Annotated in this window: 23 protein-coding genes; 8 read left to right on the top strand and 15 right to left on the bottom strand. The window is 71.9% G+C overall.

Annotated features, from left to right (window positions below):
- Positions 1-48 precede the first annotated feature (48 nt).
- A complete protein-coding gene (locus MKD51_RS13940; RefSeq protein WP_240241096.1) occupies positions 49-1,164 on the top strand; it encodes a phosphotransferase in 1,116 nt (371 codons plus the stop codon).
- Between the two features lie 8 nt (positions 1,165-1,172).
- Here MKD51_RS13940 and MKD51_RS13935 read toward each other — a convergent pair whose 3' ends face one another.
- Entirely contained in the window at positions 1,173-1,835 is a 663-nt protein-coding gene (locus MKD51_RS13935; protein WP_240241095.1) for a response regulator transcription factor, read from the bottom strand.
- Positions 1,807-3,420 (bottom strand): HAMP domain-containing sensor histidine kinase, encoded by a 1,614-nt coding sequence (locus MKD51_RS13930; protein WP_240241094.1) that lies wholly within the window; start codon positions 3,418-3,420, stop codon positions 1,807-1,809. Before MKD51_RS13930 ends, MKD51_RS13935 begins: the two co-directional genes overlap by 29 nt.
- A gap of 96 nt (positions 3,421-3,516) precedes the next feature.
- On the opposite strand from MKD51_RS13930, the gene MKD51_RS13925 reads away from it, so the two are divergent.
- The 4 genes from MKD51_RS13925 to MKD51_RS13910 all read left to right on the top strand — a co-directional run bounded on the left by MKD51_RS13925 (position 3,517) and on the right by MKD51_RS13910 (position 7,104).
- The gene (locus MKD51_RS13925; RefSeq protein WP_240241093.1) at positions 3,517-4,815 is read left to right on the top strand and encodes a phosphotransferase; all 1,299 of its coding nucleotides are present in this window, start codon (positions 3,517-3,519) and stop codon (positions 4,813-4,815) included.
- A gap of 69 nt (positions 4,816-4,884) precedes the next feature.
- The gene (locus MKD51_RS13920; protein WP_240241092.1) at positions 4,885-5,298 is read left to right on the top strand and encodes a hypothetical protein; all 414 of its coding nucleotides are present in this window, start codon (positions 4,885-4,887) and stop codon (positions 5,296-5,298) included.
- A 124-nt stretch (positions 5,299-5,422) separates the two neighbouring features.
- A complete protein-coding gene (locus tag MKD51_RS13915; RefSeq protein ID WP_240241091.1) occupies positions 5,423-5,842 on the top strand; it encodes a MarR family transcriptional regulator in 420 nt (139 codons plus the stop codon).
- Entirely contained in the window at positions 5,839-7,104 is a 1,266-nt protein-coding gene (locus MKD51_RS13910) for an MFS transporter (protein ID WP_240241090.1), read from the top strand. The genes MKD51_RS13915 and MKD51_RS13910 overlap by 4 nt, the downstream gene beginning before the upstream one ends.
- A 158-nt stretch (positions 7,105-7,262) precedes the next feature.
- Here MKD51_RS13910 and MKD51_RS13905 read toward each other — a convergent pair whose 3' ends face one another.
- The 5 genes from MKD51_RS13905 to MKD51_RS13885 form a co-directional block, all read right to left on the bottom strand.
- Complete coding sequence (locus tag MKD51_RS13905; protein ID WP_240241089.1) at positions 7,263-8,057, bottom strand: sulfite exporter TauE/SafE family protein; 795 nt, start codon at positions 8,055-8,057, stop codon at positions 7,263-7,265.
- A gap of 103 nt (positions 8,058-8,160) precedes the next feature.
- Positions 8,161-8,787 carry a hypothetical protein gene (locus tag MKD51_RS13900; RefSeq protein ID WP_240241088.1) on the bottom strand — a complete coding sequence of 209 codons (627 nt, stop codon included), beginning with the start codon at positions 8,785-8,787 and terminating at the stop codon, positions 8,161-8,163.
- 31 nt (positions 8,788-8,818) lie between these two features.
- On the bottom strand, positions 8,819-9,931 hold the full coding sequence (locus tag MKD51_RS13895; RefSeq protein WP_240241087.1) for a cytochrome b/b6 domain-containing protein: 1,113 nt from the start codon (positions 9,929-9,931) through the stop codon (positions 8,819-8,821).
- An 872-nt stretch (positions 9,932-10,803) separates the two neighbouring features.
- Entirely contained in the window at positions 10,804-11,802 is a 999-nt protein-coding gene (locus tag MKD51_RS13890; RefSeq protein ID WP_240241086.1) for an electron transfer flavoprotein subunit alpha/FixB family protein, read from the bottom strand.
- 11 nt (positions 11,803-11,813) lie between these two features.
- Complete coding sequence (locus MKD51_RS13885; protein ID WP_240241085.1) at positions 11,814-12,611, bottom strand: electron transfer flavoprotein subunit beta/FixA family protein; 798 nt, start codon at positions 12,609-12,611, stop codon at positions 11,814-11,816.
- A gap of 66 nt (positions 12,612-12,677) precedes the next feature.
- Between MKD51_RS13885 and MKD51_RS13880 the strand changes: the two genes are divergently transcribed.
- Positions 12,678-13,211: a MarR family transcriptional regulator gene (locus MKD51_RS13880; RefSeq protein ID WP_240241084.1), complete on the top strand. Its 534-nt coding sequence runs from the start codon at positions 12,678-12,680 to the stop codon at positions 13,209-13,211.
- Between the two features lie 165 nt (positions 13,212-13,376).
- Here MKD51_RS13880 and MKD51_RS13875 read toward each other — a convergent pair whose 3' ends face one another.
- On the bottom strand, positions 13,377-14,153 hold the full coding sequence (locus MKD51_RS13875; RefSeq protein WP_240241083.1) for an enoyl-CoA hydratase-related protein: 777 nt from the start codon (positions 14,151-14,153) through the stop codon (positions 13,377-13,379).
- A 161-nt stretch (positions 14,154-14,314) separates the two neighbouring features.
- Positions 14,315-15,508 carry an acyl-CoA dehydrogenase family protein gene (locus MKD51_RS13870; protein ID WP_240241081.1) on the bottom strand — a complete coding sequence of 398 codons (1,194 nt, stop codon included), beginning with the start codon at positions 15,506-15,508 and terminating at the stop codon, positions 14,315-14,317.
- Between the two features lie 203 nt (positions 15,509-15,711).
- Between MKD51_RS13870 and MKD51_RS13865 the strand changes: the two genes are divergently transcribed.
- Complete coding sequence (locus tag MKD51_RS13865; RefSeq protein WP_240241079.1) at positions 15,712-16,470, top strand: SDR family NAD(P)-dependent oxidoreductase; 759 nt, start codon at positions 15,712-15,714, stop codon at positions 16,468-16,470.
- Between the two features lie 12 nt (positions 16,471-16,482).
- Entirely contained in the window at positions 16,483-17,643 is a 1,161-nt protein-coding gene (locus MKD51_RS13860) for an acyl-CoA dehydrogenase family protein (protein ID WP_240241077.1), read from the top strand.
- Between the two features lie 19 nt (positions 17,644-17,662).
- Here the strand turns inward: MKD51_RS13860 and MKD51_RS13855 are convergent, their stop codons facing one another.
- The 6 genes from MKD51_RS13855 to MKD51_RS13830 form a co-directional block, all read right to left on the bottom strand.
- The gene (locus tag MKD51_RS13855) at positions 17,663-18,613 is read right to left on the bottom strand and encodes a hypothetical protein (RefSeq protein ID WP_240241076.1); all 951 of its coding nucleotides are present in this window, start codon (positions 18,611-18,613) and stop codon (positions 17,663-17,665) included.
- Positions 18,614-18,686: 73 nt separating this feature from the next.
- Entirely contained in the window at positions 18,687-19,169 is a 483-nt protein-coding gene (locus MKD51_RS13850) for a glutathione peroxidase (RefSeq protein ID WP_240241075.1), read from the bottom strand.
- An 87-nt stretch (positions 19,170-19,256) separates the two neighbouring features.
- The gene (locus MKD51_RS13845; RefSeq protein WP_240241074.1) at positions 19,257-20,048 is read right to left on the bottom strand and encodes a hypothetical protein; all 792 of its coding nucleotides are present in this window, start codon (positions 20,046-20,048) and stop codon (positions 19,257-19,259) included.
- A 51-nt stretch (positions 20,049-20,099) separates the two neighbouring features.
- Positions 20,100-21,392, bottom strand: a complete 1,293-nt coding sequence (locus MKD51_RS13840; RefSeq protein WP_240241073.1) for an MFS transporter — start codon at positions 21,390-21,392, stop codon at positions 20,100-20,102.
- Positions 21,393-21,494: 102 nt separating this feature from the next.
- Positions 21,495-22,133, bottom strand: a complete 639-nt coding sequence (locus tag MKD51_RS13835) for a winged helix-turn-helix domain-containing protein (protein ID WP_240241071.1) — start codon at positions 22,131-22,133, stop codon at positions 21,495-21,497.
- Between the two features lie 2 nt (positions 22,134-22,135).
- A complete protein-coding gene (locus MKD51_RS13830) occupies positions 22,136-22,291 on the bottom strand; it encodes a hypothetical protein (RefSeq protein WP_240241070.1) in 156 nt (51 codons plus the stop codon).
- Positions 22,292-22,486: the final 195 nt, after the last annotated feature.

The following is a 22,486-nucleotide window of genomic DNA, read 5'->3' as shown; positions in this document are numbered from 1 at the left end:
GGCATTCTGCGGCGAGTCCCAGCCGCCCCCTGGAACGATGGAGCGGTGATGGAGCAGCGGCTGCTGGAGCAGGCGATCGGGGCAGCCGGTCGCCCGGTCTCCGCCGAGCCGTTCGGCGAGGGTCGCATCGTCCGCTTCCTCGTCGAGGACGGGCAGGATCGCGGCGACTGGTTCGTCGACACCTCCCGCCAGGCCGTGCCTGCAGAGACGGGCTTCGTGATCCGTGATCGCGACGGCAGGACCATCGCCCGCATCTGGAAGCATCCGCTCGACCCTCGCCTGCCGGCGCTGCGCACCGTGCTCGATCCCGAGCGCCTCATCCGCATCGCGGCAGCTGCCGGCTCCACCGGCGAGATCGACGGGCGCGTGCTCGCCTACCGCCCCGGCCGCCGCGCGGTCGTGCGCCTCACGCAGCACGACACCCACCTGTTCGTGAAGGTCGTGCGCCCTGGCGAGGCCGAGGACCTCGCCGAGATCCACCGAGCCTGCCGCGCCGCGGGCGTGCCGGCCCCCGAGGTCGTGCACTGGACCCCGGCAGGCGTCGTGGTGGTGCGCGACGCCGACGGCACCGCCGGCCCGGTCGCAGCGACCCGCATGAGCGCCGACGACCTGCTCGACGCGGTCGACGCCCTGCGCGAGCAGCTGCTGCGGGTCCAGACCCGGCGCATCGCGCGCCCCTCCGTCGGCACCCGCCTCGCCTGGCACCTCGACCGGCTCACCACCGCGCTGCCCGAGCGCGAGCACGAGATCGCCCAGCTGCGGCCCGCGCTGTCGCCGCACCTGAAGCGCGATGGTCAGCCGAAGGCCGTCCACGGCGACCTGCACATCGGCCAGCTCTTCTTCACCGACGGCACCGTCTCATCCGTCATCGACGTCGACACCGCCGGCCTCGGCGATCAGTGCGACGACACCGCCGCCTTCATCGGGCACGCCACCGCGAGCGCCGTGCGCAACGAGGTCGCCGGGCGCGCGAGCGACGCAGCGCTGCTGCACACCCTCGCGGAGGTCGCCGCCGACCGCTGGATGCAGCAGCCGCACACCGCTGCGCTCACCTCGCTGCACCTCATCGGCCACGCGATCCGGGCCGTCGACCGCAGCCGCGAGGCCGCCGGCCTGCTGCTCGACGAGGCGCTCGACCTCCAGCGCATCCGTCGCGCACGCTGAGCCGCGGCTCAGACCAGCCGGTAGCCCATGCCGCGCACCGTCTCGATGCGCTCGGCGCCGAGCTTGTTGCGCAGGTAGCGCACGTACACGTCGACCACGTTGGAGCCCGGATCGAAGTCGTAGCCCCACACGCGCGAGAGCAGCTGCTCGCGCGAGAGCACCTGCCCCGCGTGGCGCACGAGCTCCTCTGCGAGCGAGAACTCGCGGCCCGAGAGGTCGATCGCGCGGCCGTCGACGGTCGCGCGGCGGGTGCGGATGTCGAGCTCGAGCCCGTTGTGCGAGAGCTCCGCCGCTGCCGCTGAGCTCGCGCCGGTCGATGCCATGCGCAGCCGCACACGCGCCAGCAGCTCGTCGAAGCGGAACGGCTTCGCCATGTAGTCGTCGGCGCCGCCCTCGAGCCCCGCGACGGTGTCGGCCCCGCCGGCGCGCGCCGTGAGGATGATCACCGGCATCGTCGAGCCCGAGCCGCGCAGCTGCGCGAGCACCTCGAAGCCGTCCATGCCCGGCAGCCCGATGTCGAGCACGAGCAGGTCGAACTCGTCGGTGAGCGCCAGGTCGAGCGCCTCCGGCCCGGTCGCGGCGACGCGCGTCGTGTAGCCCGAGGCCGTCAGCCCCTTCTCGACGAACGAGGCGATCCGCGCCTCATCCTCGGCGATCAGGATCGATGCCATGCTGCTCCTCGGTCGTCGTGCGCGCGTCCTGCCAGGCGGCTCCGGTCGGATTCGTGACGGGCGGATGGGGTGCGATGCCCGCGTGATCAGTCTCCCGCACGCGGGTGGCCGGCTCGTGCGCAGCGCCCTCGACCACGACGGCGCCGGGCAGCGCGAGGATGAACTCCGAGCCACGGCGGGGCTCCTGCTCGCCCTCCCGCTTGCTCCACGAATCCGCGACCCAAGCCCGCCCGCCGTGCGTCTCGGCGATGAGCTCCACGATCGAGAGGCCGAGGCCCGAGCCGCCGTCACCGCGGCCCTCGGCCTGCCCGCGGTGGAAGCGCTCGAAGATCTCGGCCTTCAGCTCGTCGGGCACCCCCGGGCCGCGGTCGCGCACGAACAGCTCGATGTCGCGACCGCGCGCGCGGGAGCCGATCGTGATCGGCCCCTCGGCGTGCCGCACCGCGTTGGCGACCAGCTGCAGCATCGCCTGCGTGATGCGGTCGGGATCGAGCGTCGCGCTGACCGGCGAGCTCGGCACGGTCTCGTCGATCACCGCTCCGGCGATCGCGCTCGCCTTCGCGGCGATCTGCTCGGTGAGCACGGCGAGGTCGGTGGGGCGGATCGAGAACGCGCCCGGGTCGCGCAGGCGCGCGGCGGCGCGCAGGTCGTCGACGAGCATCGCCATGCGGTCGAGCTCGTCGATGGCGAGATCGCGGGTCGCGACGACATCGGCAGGGTCGCCGGTATCGACAAGCTCGAGGTGCCCGCGCACGATCGTGATGGGCGTCTTCAGCTCGTGGCCGACATCGCGCAGCAGCTCGCGCTGGCTGTCGAGCGCGCCGCCGAGCCGGTCGAGCATGCGGTTGACGGTGACAGCCAGCTGCGACACGTCGTCGCGCCCGTCGCCGACGGGGATGCGCTCGTCGAGGGTCGCTGCGGACGAGCGCTCCGCCACCTCGCGCATGCGGCGGATGGGTCGCAGCAGCCGACCGGAGACCCACAGGCCGATGAGGAACGTGGCTGTGACGGCGATGAACGCGGTGATGGTGAACACTCGCGCCGCCTCGTTGATCTCTGCGAGCTCGCCGTCGATGTCGTAGCCGGTGACGAAGATCGCCTGCGGTGGCTGGCTCTCGTCGACCTCGCCGATCGCGACCGGGGCCGCGAGGTAGCGCACGCTCCGGCCCTCGCCGTTGACGTACGTGCCCATGACCGTCCCGTGGTCGGCAGTCTCCGTGATGACGCGCTCGACGAGACCGGGCAGGTGCTCGAGCTGCAGGTCGGTCTCCACCCCTGGCACGAGCGCGGCGCGCCCGTCGAGAATGCCGAGCGTGCCCGTGTTGTCGTCGGGCGCGAGCCTTTGCACGACGGCCGCGAGCGCCCGCTCCAGCGATGGCCACTGCTCTTGCGCGACCGTGAAGCTGCCCGACTCGAGCGCTGCCCGCAGATTGACATCGATCTGCTCGAGCACGCGGGCGCGCTCGGAGAAGTATGCGACCGTACCCGCGGCGAAGACGGTGACGAGCGAGAGCAGCGTCAGCAGCCCGACGATGCGCGAGCGCACGGTCCAGGTGCGCAGGCGCGGTCGAGCGGCATCGGGCATGCGTCTCATTCAACCGTGCGAGCGAGCGCCGCGGGCGGCGAGTGAGAGAACCCTCACGTTCAGGCGTGGCGCCCGCGCATCTGCTGAGATCGAGGTGTGCACGATGCGACCCCTGCCGAGACCACCGCACCGCGCGGCCCGCACTCCCCGGAGGAGCAGCTGCTGCGCGACGCCCTCGGCGACGATCTGGGCGGCGAGCTGCGGGTGCTGAGCCGCGAGCCCTACGGCGCGGGCGCGCTGACGGGCTTCGAGGAGGCGCCGACCGGCGCGGGGCAGACGCGCTACTGGTACGTCGACACCTCCGGCAAGCGGGTCGATGCCGAGACGGGGTTCGTGCTGGGCGACCCCGAGCATCCGCAGGCGCGCATCTGGCTGCATCCGGCCGACCCGCGGCTGCCGGCGCTGGCACCCGCGAGCTTCCCGGACGCGGCCGCGACGCTGATGGGACGGCTCGGCATCAGCATCGACCGCAAGCCGGAGCTGCTCGTCTACCGGCCCGGCAAGCGGGCGATGTTCCGGATGCGCTCCGGTGAGCGCGACACGTACCTCAAGATCGTGCGGCCCGAGGCCTCGTCGTCGATCGTCGAGCTGCAGGAGTCGCTGCGCGCCGGCGGCGTGCCCGTGCCGCTCATCACCGGCTGGTCGGAGCTCGGCATCGTGCTCACCGAGACCGCCGAGGGCGTGCCGCTCACGTCGCGGCTGGCAGAGCTCGACCCCGAGCGGCTGCTCGACTCGATCGAGTCGCTGCGCGATCGCATCGGCTCGGTCGTGACCGGTCGCGATGCCCGCGCCTCGCTCGGCTCCCGCAGCGAGTGGTACACCGAGCGGCTGGCGCGGTGGAGCTCTGAAGGGGAGGCCCTTTCGGGCCTCCCCCGCGACCCCAGCGCGGACGCCCGTCGCGGGCGTCCGGAACAGCCCATCGAAGCGTCCCTCCACGACCACCTCGCGACCCTCACCCGCATGATCACGTCGGTCGACCCATCCGCCCTCATCGTCGAGGACGACGTGCAGCGCACCGTGCATGGCGATCTGCACGTGGGGCAGCTGTTCGTCGCCGAGCAGAATGCGAGCGCCATCTCGGGCGTGATCGACATCGACACCTGCGGGCTGGGCGACCCGGCCGACGACGAGGCCGCCTTCATGGGGCATCTGGTCGCCTCGATCGTGCTGGCGCGGGCAGACGAGGCGCGTGCTGCGGGCTTCCGGCGGCTGCTGGACGCCGCGATCGGGCGGTGGCTGGCCGTCGACCGGCCCGGCAGGGTGCGGGTCGCGCACCGCACCGCCGTGCACGTGCTCGCGCACGCGCTCGCGCCGATCGAGCGCGGCGAGCACGAGATGGCCGAGCAGGAGCTGGCGATCGGCATCGAGATCCTGGGATCGCTCCTCGAGGGCTGAGCCTCGAACATGAGAGGGCTCTCATCTGAGCCTCCTGCTCGCCTCACGACCCGCGGCGATGCTGGATGCATGCAGCGGAAACAGTGGCTCCTCGTCGGCACGGCCGGCGTCCTCAGCGTTGGCGCGATGGCGATCGGCGCGGTCAGCATCGCGAACGCCATGCAGGTGCAGGATGCATCCGGCAGCCCGATCGCGGGCAGCGAGATCCGGGGCTCGGCCGCCGGCGCAGGCTCCGATGCCGGCTCCGAGCTCGCGAAGCTGGGCTTCGACAGCGCCATCCTGGCGCCCACGCCGACCTCCACCCCCGAGCCCACGCAGACGCCGACCGCCTCCTCGGCTCCCGCCGCCGTCAGCGCGCCCGCACCGGCCCCCGCACCCGTCCAGCAGCAGGCGCCGCCGGCGCCACAGCCCGTGCCGGCCCCCGCGCCCGTTGCCCCGTCCGGATCGCCGACCTCGGCCGCATCCGCCGCGTCGAACGGCTGACGCGCAGCCGCCAGACCCGCGGCCGCATCCGCTCTGCCCGCCCCGCCAGCAGCCGTCAGCGCTGGCGGGGCGCGCTGCCGCCCGACCGCGGCGAGGCGGCCAGATCGTGAGATAGACTAATCACATGGCCACCATCGCGCTCGCAGACTCCCTCCGCGTCGCGCTGGTGCGCCTCGGTCGCCGCATGCGCCAGCAGCGCGCCGACCAGCAGCTCTCGCCGCATCACCTGTCGGCGCTCGGCGCGATCCAGCAGCTCGAGGAGCCCACGCTCGCGCGCATCGCCGCCGCCGAGTGCGTGAAGCCGCCGAGCATGGTGAAGACGCTGCAGTACCTCGAGGAGCTCGACTACGTCGAGCGAAGCCCGCACCCGAGCGATGGCCGCATGGTGGTGCTGCGCATCAGCGACAAGGGCGAGGAGATGATCGCCTCGATGCGCGAGCGCCGCAACCGCGTGCTCGCCGCCTCGATCGCCAAGCTCAGCCCCGAGGAGCGCGAGATCCTCGCGAAGGCCGTGCCGCTGCTCGAGAGGCTCGCCGAGCAATGATGTTCCGGTCCTTGCGGCTGTTCAACTACCGCACCTGGTTCTTCGGCGCCCTGATCTCCAACGTCGGCGCCTGGATGCAGTCGACGGCGCTGTCGTGGACGGTGCTGACGGTGCTCACCGCCAACGACGCCACCGCGGTCGGCCTCAACCTGGCGCTGCAGTTCGCGCCGCAGCTGCTGCTCGTGCCGATCTCGGGCCTCATCGCCGACAAGTACGACCGCCGCAAGGTGCTCTTCGTCACGCAGTCGGCGATGGGCGTGCTCGCCCTCATCCTCGGCGTCGTCGTCACCACCGGCATCGTCGAGCTCTGGCACGTGCAGGTGTTCGCGCTCATGTTCGGCGTCGTGCAGGCGTTCGACATGCCCGCCCGCCAGGCCTTCGTCTCCGAGCTGGTCGGCCAGACCGACATCGCCAACGCCGTCGCGCTCAACTCCGCCTCGTTCCACGGCGCGCGCCTCATCGGCCCCGCCGTCGCCGGCCTGCTCATCGCGCTCGTCGCCCCCGGTCCCGTCTTCCTCATCAACGCGTTCACGTTCATCGCCATGCTCGTGGCGCTGGCGCGCATCCGCACCCGCGAGCTGCAGCCCGCCCCGCGCGGCGCGAAGGGGCTCGGCGACATCGTGGAGGGCTTCCGGTACGTGCGGAAGCGCAAGGATCTGCTCGTCATCTTCGTGATGGCGTTCATCCTCGGCACGTTCGGCCTGAACTTCCCCATCTACATCTCGACCATGACCTCGATCGAGTTCTCGGCCGACGCCGACACCTTCGGCATCCTCTCGAGCGCCATGGCGATCGGATCGGTCACCGGCGCCCTGCTCTCGGCACGCTCGGCGAACCCGCGCTGGACGGCGATCGTCGGCGGCATCGGACTGTTCGTGCTCGCCTGCGTCTTCGCGGCCTGGACGCCGGGCATCATCGCCTTCGCCGTCTCGCTCGCGATCGCCGGCTTCACCGCGCAGCTGTTCATGACGAACGCCAACTCGATGGTGCAGCTCACCTCGGCCCCGGAGGTGCGCGGACGCGTGATGGCGCTCTACGGCGCGGTCTTCATGGGTGGCACGCCGATCGGCGCCCCGATCGTCGGATGGGTGGCGGATGCCTTCGGCCCGCGCTGGGGCATCATGGTCGCCGCGATCACGTGCCTGGTCGCGTTCATCGTGGGCGCCATCTACTGGGTGCGCGTGCGCCGCGACGACCGCATGACGCGCACCGGCACGCTGACGCTGCCGCCCCCGACCGAGTCGATCGACATCGTCAAGTAGGGCGACGAGCCGCGCGCAGCACGCGTGTGCCGAACAGCTCGAGCGTTGCCTCGCAGCCATCGCGAGACGACCCGTTCCGCCGATCCGGACCCGGTGGACCAGGTCGGCTTCGGTGGAACGGGTCCGCTTCGGTCACGCAGGTCCGGAGCGGCAGGGCGCTAGGCCTTGTCGCCCTGCTTGATCGCCTCGAAGACGAGCCGCACGATCAGCAGCACCAGGAATGCGCCGAAGATGATGGATGCGGTGCGCGGGTCGAGCGCCACCGCTGCGGCCGCACCGAGCGCGGTCGTGACGCACGCGGCGACGCCGACGATGGCGGATGCGATGAGGTCGACGTTCTTGCGGCGCAGGTTGCCGATCGTGCCGGAGATCGCGGTGGGGATCATCATGGCGAGCGAGGTGCCCTTCGCGACCACATCGCTCTGACCGAACAGCAGGATGAGCATCGGCACGATCACGATGCCGCCCCCGACGCCGAGGATGCCCGAGAGCACGCCCGTGATGAAGCCCAGCACGATCAGCCCGATGATAGGCAGGACGCCGAGCTCGAGCTGCGCGTCGCGCGAGGGCACCACGAGGAAGAGGCTGACGGCGACGATGGCCAGGAAGACGATGAACGCCCAGCGGATCGCCTGCACCGGCAGCTTGTGCAGGAGGTGGGCGCCGACCTGCGCGCCGACGATCGAGCCGGCGACGAGGATGAGCGCCACCAGCCAGTCGACGTTGCCGAGCGCGGCGTAGCTCGCGACGCCGACGAGCGCCGCCGGCACGATGGCGCCGAGCGAGGTGCCTGCGGCGAGCCTGCGCGGGAACTTCGCCAGCAGCACGAGCAGCGGCACGATGACGATGCCGCCGCCGATGCCGAACATGCCCGAGAGGAAGCCCGACAGCAGGCCGATGCCCACGAGCGCCCAGATCGGTCTGCTGTGCTCGGTCTCGGTCGCGTCAGTCACCCCACCATCCTGCCGTGACCCGCGGCATCCGCCCGACACACACCGAGCAGCGGCCGCCGATCGACGGGGAGCGACTGCTGAGATGTGCCAGGTCGGCGCACGGTCAAGCTGCGCGATCGGTGTGCGCGGGCTCGCGGCGCAGCACCTGCGCTGCGAGCCACGACGCGAACGCACTGAGGATGACCGGGAGGAGCAGTGGCACGAAGGTGGCGAGCGCCACGACTGGCGCGGTCTGCGGCAGCAGGTCGGCCGGGGCGAAGATCGCCGCAGGAAGGCCGCTCTCGAGCGTCGCGTCGCCCATGATGGCGCGGGCGCCGCCGAACGCGTCGAGGATGGCTCCGCAGCAGACGGCAGCCACGATGCCGCCGGTCGCCGCGACGAGGAGGAAGCCGATCCAGGTGACGCGCGCCGGGCGGGCGGTGCGGACGGCGCGCAGCAGCACGCTGCTGACGCGCAGGCCCACCAGCCAGACGACGATGCCGAGGACGATGCCCGCGACCAGCACGGCGCCCCAGGGCGAGCCGAACCAGGCGATCGGGCCCGAAGGCGGGAGCTCGAGGTTCGGCTCATACGCGGAGTAGCTGAACACGACCTCGCCGATGTGACCCGGCAGCAGCAGGAGCAGCAGGCACGCCTGCGCGACCCCGAGACCGAGCCAGGCGATCCCGCCGCCGACGCCACCGGCCAGCCGGACGCCACGCGCATCGAAGGCGGGAGCGGGGCTGCTCATGCGGGCAGGATACGGGGCGCGATCATGGCGCCTACCGGGCCGACACCGTGCCGAAGCGGCTCGCGATCGGGCTGAGCAGCGCCGGCCGCGCCGCGACCATGGCGGCGGCCACGACCAGCATCGCGCCGGCGAAGAAGAGGAAGCCGAGCCAGTCGTCGTCGGGCTTCGCTGCGAACATGTGGTTCAGGTTGCGGAGGGCTCCGGTCGTGAACACCAGCAGCACGTGCACGATGATGAAGGCCGAGAAGTAGAGCATGGTCGGGAAGTGCACGGCGCGTGCCCACTCGATCGGGTAGGCGCGGTTGAGCCGGTCTGCGCCCTTCGGCCACCAGCCGCTCATGCGCGCGCCCGTGACGATCGCGAGCGGCGCGGCGATGAAGACGGTGACGAAGTAGGCCAGCTGCTGGAGCGAGTTGTAGTTGACCCAGCCGTCCTCGAGCGGCCAGTTGAGCGTGGCGTACTGCAGCCCGGCCGAGATCGCGTGCGGGAAGACCTCCCAGCTGGTCGGAACGATGCGCATCCACTGGCCGGTCGCGAACAGCAGGACCACGAAGACGAGGCCGTTCACGATCCACAGCACGTCGAGGCTCGTGTGCAGCCAGACCGTGATCGAGACCTTCTGGCCCGTGCGCTTCGACGTGAAGTAGGCGGGGGGCTTGCGCTCGCCGCGCACCTGCAGGCCGCTGCGGATGATGAGCGCGATCAGCAGCAGATTGAAGAAGTGCGACCAGTTGAGCCAGGCGGGCAGGCCGATCGGGGCGCCTTCCGGCAGCTCGTAGGTGCCTGGGTATTGCGCGATGAAGGCGGCGATCGGCTCGAGACCCGCGATCCAGCGCGCGAGGCCGACGACGATCGTTGTCAGGCCGATGACCGCGAGGGCGACCAGGATGCCCGCGAGCGCCCACTGGCGGCGGGTGGTCGGGCGGAGGCCGGGCTGGGCGTCGCTTGCGGCGGCGGCGCTGGTCGCTGCGGCGGCGGGCGCGGCGGCCGGGGCCTTCGCGGGTGGCGCCTTTGCGGGTGCAGCCGAGGTCTTCGCGGCTGGCGCCGTCGCGGCTGCGTCGGGTGCCACCTTGGCGGCCGCCGCAGGTGCGGCCGCCGCGGTTCCGGTACGGATCTGCGGCTCGGAGAGGGGTGCGGGCAACACATCGGTACCGGAAGCGGATGCGGCGGCCGAGGGAGGTGTGGCTGCCTCCGTCGGTCGAGGAGGCTCCGCAGGAGCCGTCACGAGACCAGCGGGGTGCGCTTCCGTCGGTCGAGGAGGCTCCGCAGGAGCCGTCACGAGACCAGCGGGGGCAGGGGCCTGCGCCTGCGACGCCTCGAGACGCGGCTCGCGGCGCTCGGCGCTGCTCGACGAGCGGACGGGCGCGTTCGCGGGCCACGGCTCGCCACCGGCGACGCGGGGCATCCCGCGGCGGATGGCGACGCCGTCCGCAGCATCCACCGGAGAACCGGTACCGATCGGTCGCTCAGAGGGGGGTGCAGCCGACACATCGGTACCGGTCTGCGGATGCTCGGGGGCCGGCGCAGGGACCTGAAGGCCGTCAGGAGTGGCAGCTGGCGCGGCAGGAGGCGAGGCAGCGGGCGCTGGCGTGGAGGCAGGAGCGGAAGCAGCGGCAGGCGCTGCGACGGGGGCACCCGCGGGCCAAGGCTCGCCGCCGGCGACGCGCGGCAGCCCACGCCGGATCGCCGTGGTCGCGGCAGGCTCGAGCGCAGCGGCAGCGGGTGCTGTGGCGGGTGCGAGCTCAGCGGCAGCGGGTTCCGTGGCGGGTGCGGCCGCAGCCGCAGCGGACGCGGGCGCGGGCTCAGCCGCAGCGGGTGCCGTGGCGGGTGCGGCCTCAGCCGCAACGGGCGCGGGTGCGACCTCAGCGGCACCGGGCGCGGGCTCAGTCGCGGCGGTCGCTGCTGCCGCCGGCGCCACACCCTCCGGCGGCCACGGCTCGCCGCCGGGAGCGCGCGGCAAGCCACGGCGCACCGCGGGCGCGGCGCCCTCTGCTGGGATCTGCCCGCTCGACATCGCTAGCCCTTCCGCGCCTCGAGCGCCGCGACGAGCTGCGGCACGATCGTGAAGAGGTCGCCGACGACGCCCAGGTCGGCGATCTCGAAGATGGGCGCATTCGCGTCCTTGTCGATCGCCACGATCGTCTTCGCTGTCTGCATGCCCGCGCGGTGCTGGATGGCGCCGGAGATCCCGATGGCCAGATAGAGATCGGGCGAGACCGACGTGCCGGTCTGGCCGACCTGCGACGACTGCTCGACGTAGCCCGCGTCGACCGCTGCCCGCGAAGCACCGATGGCCGCGCCGAGCGCATCGGCGAGCTGCTCGATGAGCGCGAACTGCTCCTTCGAACCCAGCCCGCGGCCCCCGGAGACGACCTTCTTCGCCGAGCGCAGGTCGGGTCGCGTCGACGTCTGCTCCGCTGCCTCGAAGCCCTCGACGACGGCAGCCCGGCGCCCAGTCGCCGCAACCTCGAGCGAGCTGATCTGCGGCGTCGCGGCCTCGGCGCGATGGTCGATCGATCCGCGCCGCAGCGTGACGATGAGCGGCCCGAAGGTCGCGGCCGAGGTCACGTCATAGGCGCCGCCGTAGATCGAGTGCCGCGCGACGATGCCCTCCGCGTCGCGCTCCACCGCGACCGCGTCGATCGCGAGCGGCGCCCGCAGGCGTGCGGCGAGGCGACCGGCCGCATCCGTGCCCTCGATCGTGTGCGGCACGAGCACTGCCGCCGGCGCGAGCTGCGCGACCGCGGCCGCGAGCGCATCGGCCACCGGGGCACCGAGCTGTGTCGGGTCGACGGCGGCCGTCAGCACCTGCACGGCGCCCAGCGCTGCGGCAGCCTCTGCCATCTGCGGCAGCGCGTCGGCCGGGCCGACGGTCACAGCGACGGGCGTGCCGAGCTGCGCGGCCGCGCCGATCGCTTCCGCAGCGCCGTCGGCGAGCTTCGGCTCGCCTCCGGAGGCGGCGAGCAGCAGGATCAGGATGGGCTGCGTGATCGCAGCACCTGTCGTCTCAGTCATCTCGGTGCTCCTCAGGCCAGCCTGCGGTCGGCGAGGAACGCGGCGATCCGCTCCCCCGCGCTGCCGTCGTCGGTGATGATCTCGCCCGCCTCGCGAGGCGGTCGCTGGTCAGCGGCGATCACGATCGATCGCGGCGCAGCCGTCTCGTCGAGCTCGGCGCCGAGCCCCTCGAGCTCTGCGCTCAGGTCGTCGAGCGAGAGCACCTCGAGCGGCTTCTTCTTCGCGCCCATGATGCCGCGCAGCGCCGGGAAGCGCGGGTCGGGCATCCGCTCGGTGACCGAGGCGATCGCGGGCAGCTCTGCCCGCACCGACATCGTGCCGCCATCGGTCGCGCGCGAGCCCTGCACCGCATCCGCCGTGATCTCGATCGTCTCGAGCCGGGTCGCGGCCGGCACGTCGAGCAGCTCGGCGAGCATCGAGGGCATGACGCTGCCGCCGCCGTCCGTGGACCCGTTGCCGGTCACGACGAGGTCGAAGCCCGAGCGGCGCAGCCCGGCGGCGAGCACCTCGGCGGTGCGCACCAGGTCGGCACCGGCGAGCCGCTCGTCGGCGATGTGCACGGCAGAGCCGGCGCCCATCGCGAGCGCCTTGCGCAGCGCCGCCTGCGTGTCGGTGGGTGCCATCGACATCGCGACGACCTCGACTCCCTCTGCGGATTCCGCGTGTCGGATGACCGACTCGAGCGCGCGCTCGGTGATCTCGTCGAGCACGGTCTCGCTCGCAGCACGGTCGGCGAGCCCCGTCTCGAGGCTGAGCACGCGGTCGCCGTAGGTGTCTGGCACGGGCTTGACGAGCACGACGATCTTCATCGGAGCGCTCCCTTCCTAGTAGCTGGATCGGCGGGCGATACGGTGAGCCGAGTGGAGGAGGCGCTGATGACCACGATGCCGGAGACGTTCGACCCGATCGCCGAAGCCCGCCGCCAGTGGCTCGACCACGGCTGGACGGATGCGGCGCCGGGCATGACGCTCGTGACCTCCGTCAATCGCGCGCAGCAGCTGCTCGAGGCCCGCGTCGAGGCGACGCTGCGGTCGTTCTCGCTCTCCTTCGCACGCTTCGAGGTGCTGCGACTGCTCGCGTTCACGCGCGAGGGGCGCATGCCGATGCAATCAGCGGTGCGACGGCTGCAGGTGCATCCGACGAGCGTCACGAGCACGGTCGACCGGCTCGTGCGCGACGGACTGGTGGCCCGCGAGCCGCACCCGACCGACGGCCGGGCGACGGTGCTGACGATCACGGATGCGGGGCGCGAGCGGGTCGAGCTGGCCACGGTCGCGCTCAACGACGAGGCGTTCACCGCCGTGGGGCTCGAGGACGACGAGCTGGCAGAGCTGGTGCGCATCATCGCGCTGCTGCGGAAGCGCTCCGGCGACTTCGAGGATCCGCGGCCGGCGCCGGAGCCGTTGTGATTGCGGCCGGAGGACGCAATGCGCGTAGCGCCTTGCGTCCGGAGGCCGCAAGATCGAGGAGCGCGCGGCGCAGCCGCACGCGTCGCGAGATCCCGCTGGGCTGAGCTCTTGGTCTCGTGACGCGTCCGGGCTGCGCCCGGGCGCTCCTCGACCAGCGGGGCCGGGCTAGCGATGCGTGAAGTTCGGCTCGCGCTTCTCATTGAAGGCCGCCATCCCTTCCTTCTGATCGGCGGTGTCGAACAGCGCCGTGAACTGCTCGGCCTCGAGCGCCAGCCCCGCCTCGAGCCCCGTCTCGAGCGCGCCGTCGAGCGCGGCCTTCGCCGCGACGAGCGCCGGCAGCGACTTCTCGGCGATCGTGGTCGCGAGCTGCTCGGCCTCGGCCAGCAGCTCCGCAGCCGGCACCACGCGCGAGACGATGCCGATGCGCTCCGCCTCCGCCGCGTCGATGCGGCGACCGGTGAGCACCAGCTCAGCGGCCTTCGGGTAGCCGACCGCGCGCACGATGCGCTGCGTGCCGCCGATGCCGGGGATCACGCCCAGCCCGATCTCCGGGAAGCCGAACTTCGCCGAGTCGCCCGCCAGGATCACGTCGCACATGAGCGCCAGCTCAAACCCGCCGCCGAGCGCATAGCCCGACACTGCCGCGATGACGGGCTTCTTCGTGCGAGCGAACTCGAGCCACGGCCCGAAGTGGTTCGCCTCGCGCATCTCGGCGGTCGACTTCGACGCCATCTCCTTGATGTCGGCACCGGCCGCGAACGCCTTCTCCGAGCCGGTCACGACGATCGCGCCGATCGAGTCATCGGCATCGAGCTCAGTCGTGGCGGCCACGAGCTCGTGCATGAGCTGGGTGTTGAGGGCGTTGAGCGCCTCCGGCCGGTCGAGCGTGATCCAGGCGACGCGCCCGCGACGCTCGATGCGGATGGTCTCGTCGTCGGTCATGCGGACGTCTCCTCGAGGCTGGTCGTTCCTGTCGTCGGCAGTGAGGGGCCGAGCGCTGGCACCGCTGCGCAGCATGCCTCCACCATGGCAGGCGCAGCGCCCGAGAGGGAGGTCGGGTTCCGGGCGTGCTGCACCGCGCCCTCCTTTCGACCCCTCACGGGCTACCGCTCTCCCAGCAGGGCGCGGCCGACGATCATGCGCATCATCTCGTTCGTGCCCTCGAGGATGCGGTGCACACGCAGGTCGCGGACGACGCGCTCGATGCCGTACTCGTGCAGGTAGCCGTAGCCGCCGTGCAGCTGCAGGGCCTGGTCGGCGACGCGGAAGCCGACATCCGTCGCAAAGCGCTTGGCCATCGCGCAGGCCGTCGGGGCATCCGGCGCCTTGGCGTCGAGCTTCGCCGCAGCGCGCTCGAGCAGGGCGCGGGCGGCCTGCAGCTCGGTCTCCATGTCGGCGAGCTGGAACTGCACGTGCTGCCTGGTGGCGAGCGGCTGGCCGAAGGTGGCGCGCTCCTTGACGTAGGCGATGGAGCGCTCGAGCGCGAACTGCGCGCCGCCGATCGAGGCCGCGGCGATGCCCAGCCGGCCGCCGTTCAGACCGCGCATGGCGATGCCGAAGCCCTCGCCCTCGTCGCCGAGCCGGTTGGCCGCCGGGATGCGGACGCCCTCGAGGATCACCTGGCGCGTGGGCTGCGCCTTCCAGCCCATCTTCTGCTCCTCGGGGCCGAACGAGAGGCCGGGGATGCCCGCCGGCACGATGAAGGCGGTCATGCCGCGCGAGCCGCGCAGCGCCGGGTCGGCGCCTCCCGTGCGCGCCATCACGACGTAGACGGCAGAGGTGCCCGCACCCGAGATGAACTGCTTGGTGCCGGTGAGCACGTACTCGTCGCCGTCGCGCACCGCGGTGGTGGCGACCGCTGCGGCGTCGGAGCCCGCGCCCGGCTCGGTGAGGCAGTAGCTGGCGAGGTCGTCCATCGCGCACAGCCGCGGCAGCCACTGGTGACGCTGCTCGTCGGTGCCCTCGGCGTCGATCATGCCGGCGACCATGTTGTGGATCGACAGGTAGGTGGCGACGGCCACGTCACCGCGAGCGAGCTGCTCGGTGATGGCGATCGAGTCGATGCGGCTGAGGCCAGCACCGCCGACGTCCTCGCGCACGCACACGGCACCGAGGCCGAGCTGGCCGGCCTCGCGCAGGGTGGCGACGGGGAACTCGTGGGATGCGTCCCGCTGGTTCGCGAAGGGGGCGAGCCGGGCGTCGGCGAAGTCGCGCACCGCCTCGACGAGCGCGGCGCGGTCCTCGGCACTGACCTGCGCGTCATCGGCCTGAGCCTCGCGGGGCTCCGTCGTCGTCACGTGGCACGACCTCCTCGTCGCGTTCGTTGGTGTCCTCACAGTTGCATGGACATCCACATATCTACCATCCTGGGGGCACGGCTCGCCAGCCGGCTGGAGGCTTTCGCCAACACGCTTGCCGGGCGAGCGGCGCACCGGTTAGCGTCACGAGCGTTGCGCTCGCGGGCGACGGCGCTGCCAAGGACGGCAGCAGAAGGGTCTCCATGGACATCAAGGGGCAGGTGGCGCTCGTCACCGGCGGAGCATCGGGGCTGGGCCTCGCGACGACCGAGGCGCTGCTGGCGCAGGGCGCGAAGGTGGTCGTCATCGACCTCGGCGGCACCCCTGCGGCCGAGGCTGTGGCCGCCCGCGACGGCGTGACGTTCGTCGCCGCCGACGTGCGCGACGAGGCGCAGGTGACGGCCGCGCTCGACGCCGCCGAGGCCCTCGGCGACCTGCGCGTCGTCGTGAGCTGCGCCGGCGTGAACGACGCCGCGAAGGTGGTCGGCCGCTCCGGCACGTTCCCGCTCGACCGCTTCCAGCGCGTGATCGACATCAACCTGATCGGCACCTTCAACGTCATCCGGCTCGCCGCCGAGCGCATCGCGCGGCTCGAGCCGATCGGCGAGGAGCGCGGCGTGATCGTCTCCACCGCATCCGTCGCCGCCTACGACGGGCAGATCGGCCAGGCCGCCTACGCCGCCTCCAAGAGCGGCATCGTCGGCATGACGCTGCCCATCGCCCGCGAGCTCGCCGCCTCGCAGATCCGCGTCAACGCGATCGCACCCGGCCTGTTCGACACGCCGCTGCTGGCGGCGCTGCCCGACGAGGCGCGCGCCTCGCTCGGCGCCCAGGTGCCCCACCCCGCTCGCCTGGGCGACCCATCCGAGTTCGCACTGCTGGTGACGCAGATCGTCGCCAACCCCATGCTCAACGGCGAGACCATCCGGCTCGACGGGGCGATCCGCATGCAGGCCAAGTAAGAGGAGAGACGGATGCGTTCAGACTTCTACGACGAGGACCACGAGGCGTTCCGCGACACGGTGCGGGAGTTCGTCGCCCGCAACGTCGCGCCGAACCTCGCGCAATGGGAGGCAGACAGCCTCATCGACCCCGAGCTCTACCGCACGATGGGCGCGGCGGGGCTCGTGGGGCTCGCGATCCCCGAGGAGCACGGCGGCATGGAGGTGACCGACTACCGCTTCCGCATGATCATCAGCGAGGAGCTCTCGAAGGTCGGCGCCGCCTCCGTCAACGCCACCTTCGGCGTGCACGACGACATCGTGCTGGCCTACCTGCTCGACCTGGGCACCCCCGAGCAGCTCGCACGCTGGCTGCCGCCGATGGCATCCGGCGACTCGATCTCTGCGATCGGCATGACCGAGCCCGATGCGGGCAGCGACCTGCAGGGCATCCGCACGAACGCCGTCCGCGACGGCGACGACTGGCTGCTGAACGGCTCGAAGACCTTCATCACCAACGGCTTCCACGCCGACAAGGTGCTGGTGTTCGCGCGCACGGATCCCGAGGCGGGCTCGCGCGGCTTCACGCTCTTCCTGGTCGAGAACGGCATGGCCGGGTTCGAGCGCGGGCGGAAGCTCTCGAAGCTCGGGCTGCACTCGCAGGACACGGCGGAGCTGTTCTTCCACGACGTGCGGGTGCCGGATGCGAACCGCGTCGGCGAGGTGGGCATGGGCCTGATCGCCATGATGCAGCGGCTGCCGCGCGAGCGGCTGTCGATCGCCACCGGCGCGCTCTCCTCTGCGGAGGCCGCCTACGGCTGGGGGCGCGACTACGCGTTCCAGCGCAAGGCCTTCGGCGGGCTGGTCGGCGACCTGCCGACGGTGCGCTTCACGCTCGCCGAGCTCGAGACCGAGCTCGACGTCACCCGCGCCTACATCGAGCGCTGCATCCTGGCGCTCAACGAGGGCCACCTGACGACGGCGGATGCGTCCAAGGCGAAGTGGTGGGCTACCGAGCTCGAGCAGCGGGTCATCACCCGCAGCCTGCAGCTGCACGGCGGCTACGGCTTCATGGAGGAGTACCCGATCGCGCGCGCCTTCCGCGACTCGCGCGTGCAGACGATCTACGGCGGCACGACCGAGATCATGAAGGAGATCATCGCGCGCGACATCGCGAAGCGCGCGAAGCAGTAGGCCCCGCGGCCGCGTCGGCTCAGGCGGCGGATGCGCTGGGCGCGTTCGCCGCCTCGGCGTCGGTGGCCGCATCGTCGGTCGCCGGGCGCATAGCGTGCGCCATCCACCACCAGGCGAAGACGCTGACCGCGATCGGCACGATGAGCGCGAGCAGCTGGCCGATCGCGATCCACGGGCCGAGGATGCCGAGCAGCGTGCCGGGGTCTGCGAACTGCGACAGCACGCCGGCACCGCCCTCCAGCAGCCACTGCTGAGCCTCCTCCTGGTCGAGGGTGCCGGGGTCGACTCCCGAGTCGAAGCCGCTCCCGTCGAGGTCGAAGCCGTCGCCGAACGGCAGGCCGCCGAAGAACGGCAGCGTCACGGAACCCGCGCCCGACAGCAGCACGGCCGCGACGACCGAGATGCCGAAGCCCGCCCAGGTGACGCCGGCGGGGCGGCGCAGCCCCGGGTGGCGCAGCATGCGCGCGCTGATCCAGAGGCCGAGCAGCGCGATCACGATGCCAGCCGGGATGCCGATCGCGATGACGATGCCCCAGGGGCTGCCGAGCCACGCGAGCGTCTGGCTCCAGACATCCGCCGTGGCACTCGTGCCGTCCTGCTCGATGGCGAAGCCGATGCCGTAGACCACGGCGCCGACGAGCACCGGCAGCAGCAGGAAGATGGCGCTCAGCTGCGTGATGCCCAGGCCCAGCCAGGCGAGCCCGCCGCCGACGCCGCCGGCGAGACGAGCGCGATGCGCGGCCGCCTTGGTGAGCTTCGGCCGGGGCTGCTTGGGCGGGCCCGCGTCGCGGACAGGCGGCACATACGGCTGGTGCGGCATCGGCTGCTGCAGCGTCGCGGTCGGCTGCGCCTGCGAGGCGAAGGGGTTCTGCGCGAAGGGCTGCGGCGGCAGCTGCGCGCCGGGGCCGCTCGGGTTTCCCACCTGCTGGGCAGGCTGCGAGGCGAAGGGGCTCGGGTTCGGCAGCGTCATGGCTCCACGCTAGGTCGCACGGCTCCGAGGCGCATGGGGGTTTCCCGCCGATTCTGCGGCGCGCAACCGGACGTCAGCGCGCGAGCGCCTGCTCGATGTCGCCGCGGAGCTCCTCGGGCTTCTTCACCGAGCCGTAGCGCTCGAGCACCGTGCCGTCGCGGCCGATGAGGAACTTCGTGAAGTTCCACTTGATGGCGCCGCCGACCATGCCCTTCTTCTCGCTCTTCAGCCACTGGTAGAACGGGTGCGTGCCGGGCCCGTTGACCTCGATCTTGGCGAACATCGGGAACGAGACTCCGTAGTTGCGCTGGCAGAACTCAGCGATCTCGGTCTCGGTGCCGGGCTCCTGGTGGCCGAACTGGTCGGACGGGAAGCCCAGCACCACGAGGCCCTGATCGCCCAGCTCCTTCCACAGCTGCTCGAGGCCCTCGTACTGCGGCGTGAAGCCGCACTCGCTCGCGGTGTTCACCACCAGCACGACCTTGCCGTCGTAGTCGCCGAGGTTCACCTCGCCGCCGGTGAGTGCCTCTGCCTGGAAGTCGCTGAGCGTCGTCATGCCCCCAGCCTGCCAGGCCGGGCTATGGGCACGCCGAGTGCAGCGGGTGGGTGCCCGGCCGAGGGATGCGCAGGTCGGGTCACGGCGCTAGGAGTGCGTGGGCTCCGGCCGCTCCAAGCCCTCGAAGGGAGCGACGCCGTCGCGGTAGGCCTGCTCGTCGGCCTCCGCGATGACCGTGCCGCCCACCATGAAGGCGACCAGCTGCGGCGGGCTCTGCTCGGCATCGGCGGGAGCGCCGACGCCACGATCGACATCGGCCAGCATGACCGTGACCCACATGGAGCCGGCGTTCGCTGTGCCGATCCACTGCCACATCTGTGCGCGATCGAGCGAGCCGTTCGTGGCGATCACCTCGGCGTCACGCTCGGCCGGCGTCTCGTGGCCCCACGGCTCGCGGTCGAAGTCCCACTCGATGGGGCCGTAGCCGTGCTCGGCGAGCGTCGCCTCGATGACGGCGACGAGCGCGGGCCAGTCGTCGGGCGCCTCGGCCGTCAGGAGCTCGGAGGAGTTCAGCGTCTGGTGCAGCGTCGCCCCGCCATAGCCGTTCTCGCCGTGCGGGTAGACGCCGCCCTCGAGACCCCGCGACCAGACGAGGCCGGGCACGGCGGGCTCGAGCCCGGCCTGCAGCGCAGCCAGCTGCTCCTCAGCGACCGCCTCGACCTGCTCGGCGCGCGGCGCCGCCAGGACGTCGGCGGGCTCGACGGCGCCCTCGCCCGGGTAGTCGGCCCACGAGAGGCTGGACTCTTGACCGTCCTCGTCGCTGACGGTCGTCGTGGGAGGCGCGGGGCTCATCAGCGCGCACCCCGTGACGACTGCTGCAAGCAGCCCGATGGCAGCGATCGAGAAGAGTGTGGCGGGTGCTGCTCGACGACGGACCATGGGTCAAGCCTGACAGCCGCAGCCCGACTCCGTGGGCAGAAGACCCCGCAATCATCCGCTGGTCGGACGCCCGTCGTGGGCCGACGCATCCGCCGCGTCCTCATTCGGCGAGCGCCATGCCCACACCGCGATCGCCGCGCCCGCGATGCCGATCGCGGCCGCGAGCAGCAGCCAGCGGAAGTCGATGAGCACCATCGCGCCGGTGCCGATCGCGAGCATGATCATCTGCGGCACGTTGATCGACACGTTCATCGCCGCCGATGTGCGGCCCTGCAGCCGCGACGGCACCAGCCGCATCCGCAGGGTCGACAGGCCGACGACCACCCACGGCACGCCGAAGCCGATCGGCCATTGCACGAGGGCGATGCCGATCCAGCGCATCCACTCCTCCGGCATCGGCCACTGCACGAGCGCGAAGGCGGCGAACGAGCCGACGGCGACGAGGGTCATGCCCCACGCGAACAGCCGCCGCTCCCCCAGCCGACGCAGCACCATCGCAGACAGGAGCCCGCCGCCGAGCGCGGCGACGCCCTGGATCGCCTGCGCGGGCCCGAGCGCGGCGGGACCCGCCTGCAGGCCGTGCTCGATGAGCGGGAAGATCGTGGCGTTGAGGATGCCCGTGAGGCCGAAGCCGACGGCGGCGGCGATCGTCAGCAGTCGCAGCAGCGGGTCGGCCAGCAGCGCGCGGAACCCGGCGGAGACCTCGTGCCAGTAGCCGACCCCCGCCGCGCGCGGCTCCGGCGCAGACTCCTCGATGCGCACCGTGAGCAGCATGAGCGCCATGACGAGGTAGCCGGCGACGCTCACCGCGACGACCGCCCATGGGCCCGCGAGCACGTAGAGGCCGGCGCCGAGCGGCGGGCTGACGATGCGCATGCCGTTGTCGATCGAGGTGAAGATGCCGTTCGCCGAGCCGATCTCGTCATCGGGCAGCAGGTCGCGCAGCATGCCGGACTGCGCGGCGCTCGTCAGGTAGGCCGAGAGGCCGTAGCCGAAGGTCACGGCATAGATGAGCCACACCTGTTGCGGCCCCTGCACGAGCAGCAGGGCGAGCACGACGCCCGCGGTGGCGAGGTTCGTGACGATCAGCAGCGGGCGGCGATGCACGCGGTCGGCGAGCTGGCCGGCCCAGGGCGCCAGCAGCGCGGGCAGGCCCAGGAAGAGGAACACGAGCGCGCCCGCCGCATCGGAGCCGGTGAGCTCACGCACCCAGATGGCGAGCACCAGGTAGAGCGCGCTGTCGCCGAGGTTGGTGGCGAACCACCCGATCATGAGGCGGCGGTAGGCCGGGCGGCGCAGCGGCGAGGGCGGCTGGGGGCGGGGGTCGGATGCGGTGGTGGTCATGCGTGGACTCCTGTGTCCTGGCGGCACGGTCGGTCGCGCAGCGCACGTCGAGGGCGCGCGCGTCACGAGACCACTCGGTGGCCGAAGCGATGGGGTGGGCGGTCAGCCCTCGTCGGATGCCTCGCCAGTGGCGGGCAGGTCGAAGTCGGGGTTCAGCGTGGCGAACATCTGCGCCTTGCGGCTGCGGGGCGGACGCTTCTTCGGGTCCTTGCGACCGCGGAATCGGTCTGCGATGTGCGCGATCTCTTCGGCGACCTCGGTGAGCTCTTCGGGGGTCGCCCAGAAGGTGGAGGAGTTGACGGTGATGCCCGGCAACCACTCCTTGTCACCGAGGCCGTGTCTGGTCAGGAAGTCGACGACGCGGTTCGCCTCGTGCTGCACGTAGAGCGCGGCGATGGTGCTCGAGGTGCGGATCGAGGCGGGGTCGTGCGGGTTCGGCCGCAGGTCGCGGCTGCTGTGCACCGCCTTCCAGGGCTTCGACGTGCCCCTCGCCTCTCCGCGCTCGATGAAGCCGGCCTTCGCGAGGGTGCGCAGGTGGAACGAGCAGTTCGATGGGCTCTCGCCGACCTTCTCGGCGATCTGGGTGGCAGTGGCCTCGCCGAGCTCGTCGATGACGGAGAGGATCTCGACCCGCAGCGGGTGCGCGAGCGCCCGCAGCAGTGCCGGGTCGCCGGTGCGCAGCGACCTGCCCTCATCGGTCTCGACGTCGAGCGTCTCGAAGTCGTCCTGCTCCGCGGCCATGCTCAGATCAAACCACGCTGCATGGCGAGCTCTGCACGCACACGGTCGTAGTAGCGCTGCGAGTCGTCGCGCTCGAGGCGCGTGCGGTTGCGGCGCTCCTCGACGGCGAGGGCGAGCGCGTCTGACGCCTTGCGGGCGATGCGGCTGGTGCGTCCCATGGGATGCCTCCTCGGTCGTGTCGGCTGTCTCGGGTCTTGCTCGTGCCGACATCCGAAAGACTACTTTCAAAGCATCCGCTTCGCAACAGTTCTTTCAAAAGATCTCTTTCGGCGTGTCGCCGACGGAGCAGACTGCGCAATGCGATCGCCGATCGGGCCCTCCTGCCTTGCTGTGCGCTGCGCGCAAGCGGCACC

The sequence above is a fragment of the Agrococcus sp. ARC_14 genome (assembly GCF_022436485.1).
In the GTDB taxonomy this organism is placed as follows: domain Bacteria; phylum Actinomycetota; class Actinomycetes; order Actinomycetales; family Microbacteriaceae; genus Agrococcus.
The sequence above is the reverse complement of the archived record's forward strand: the minus strand, read 5'-3'. Positions and strand labels throughout refer to the sequence as shown.

Bases quoted from the DNA above. Each gene is read 5' to 3' on its own strand.
- MKD51_RS13885 (WP_240241085.1), bottom strand. From the start codon at position 12,611: ATGAAGATCGTCGTGCTCGTCAAGCCCGTGCCAGACACCTACGGCGAC.
- MKD51_RS13920 (WP_240241092.1), top strand. From the start codon at position 4,885: ATGCAGCGGAAACAGTGGCTCCTCGTCGGCACGGCCGGCGTCCTCAGC.
- MKD51_RS13865 (WP_240241079.1), top strand. From the start codon at position 15,712: ATGGACATCAAGGGGCAGGTGGCGCTCGTCACCGGCGGAGCATCGGGG.
- MKD51_RS13850 (WP_240241075.1), bottom strand. From the start codon at position 19,169: ATGACGACGCTCAGCGACTTCCAGGCAGAGGCACTCACCGGCGGCGAG.
- MKD51_RS13855 (WP_240241076.1), bottom strand. From the start codon at position 18,613: ATGACGCTGCCGAACCCGAGCCCCTTCGCCTCGCAGCCTGCCCAGCAG.
- MKD51_RS13935 (WP_240241095.1), bottom strand. From the start codon at position 1,835: ATGGCATCGATCCTGATCGCCGAGGATGAGGCGCGGATCGCCTCGTTC.
- MKD51_RS13845 (WP_240241074.1), bottom strand. From the start codon at position 20,048: ATGGTCCGTCGTCGAGCAGCACCCGCCACACTCTTCTCGATCGCTGCC.
- MKD51_RS13930 (WP_240241094.1), bottom strand. From the start codon at position 3,420: ATGCCCGATGCCGCTCGACCGCGCCTGCGCACCTGGACCGTGCGCTCG.
- MKD51_RS13890 (WP_240241086.1), bottom strand. From the start codon at position 11,802: ATGACTGAGACGACAGGTGCTGCGATCACGCAGCCCATCCTGATCCTG.
- MKD51_RS13840 (WP_240241073.1), bottom strand. From the start codon at position 21,392: ATGACCACCACCGCATCCGACCCCCGCCCCCAGCCGCCCTCGCCGCTG.
- MKD51_RS13875 (WP_240241083.1), bottom strand. From the start codon at position 14,153: ATGACCGACGACGAGACCATCCGCATCGAGCGTCGCGGGCGCGTCGCC.
- MKD51_RS13900 (WP_240241088.1), bottom strand. From the start codon at position 8,787: ATGAGCAGCCCCGCTCCCGCCTTCGATGCGCGTGGCGTCCGGCTGGCC.
- MKD51_RS13835 (WP_240241071.1), bottom strand. From the start codon at position 22,133: ATGGCCGCGGAGCAGGACGACTTCGAGACGCTCGACGTCGAGACCGAT.
- MKD51_RS13860 (WP_240241077.1), top strand. From the start codon at position 16,483: ATGCGTTCAGACTTCTACGACGAGGACCACGAGGCGTTCCGCGACACG.
- MKD51_RS13940 (WP_240241096.1), top strand. From the start codon at position 49: ATGGAGCAGCGGCTGCTGGAGCAGGCGATCGGGGCAGCCGGTCGCCCG.
- MKD51_RS13880 (WP_240241084.1), top strand. From the start codon at position 12,678: ATGACCACGATGCCGGAGACGTTCGACCCGATCGCCGAAGCCCGCCGC.
- MKD51_RS13910 (WP_240241090.1), top strand. From the start codon at position 5,839: ATGATGTTCCGGTCCTTGCGGCTGTTCAACTACCGCACCTGGTTCTTC.
- MKD51_RS13830 (WP_240241070.1), bottom strand. From the start codon at position 22,291: ATGGGACGCACCAGCCGCATCGCCCGCAAGGCGTCAGACGCGCTCGCC.
- MKD51_RS13915 (WP_240241091.1), top strand. From the start codon at position 5,423: ATGGCCACCATCGCGCTCGCAGACTCCCTCCGCGTCGCGCTGGTGCGC.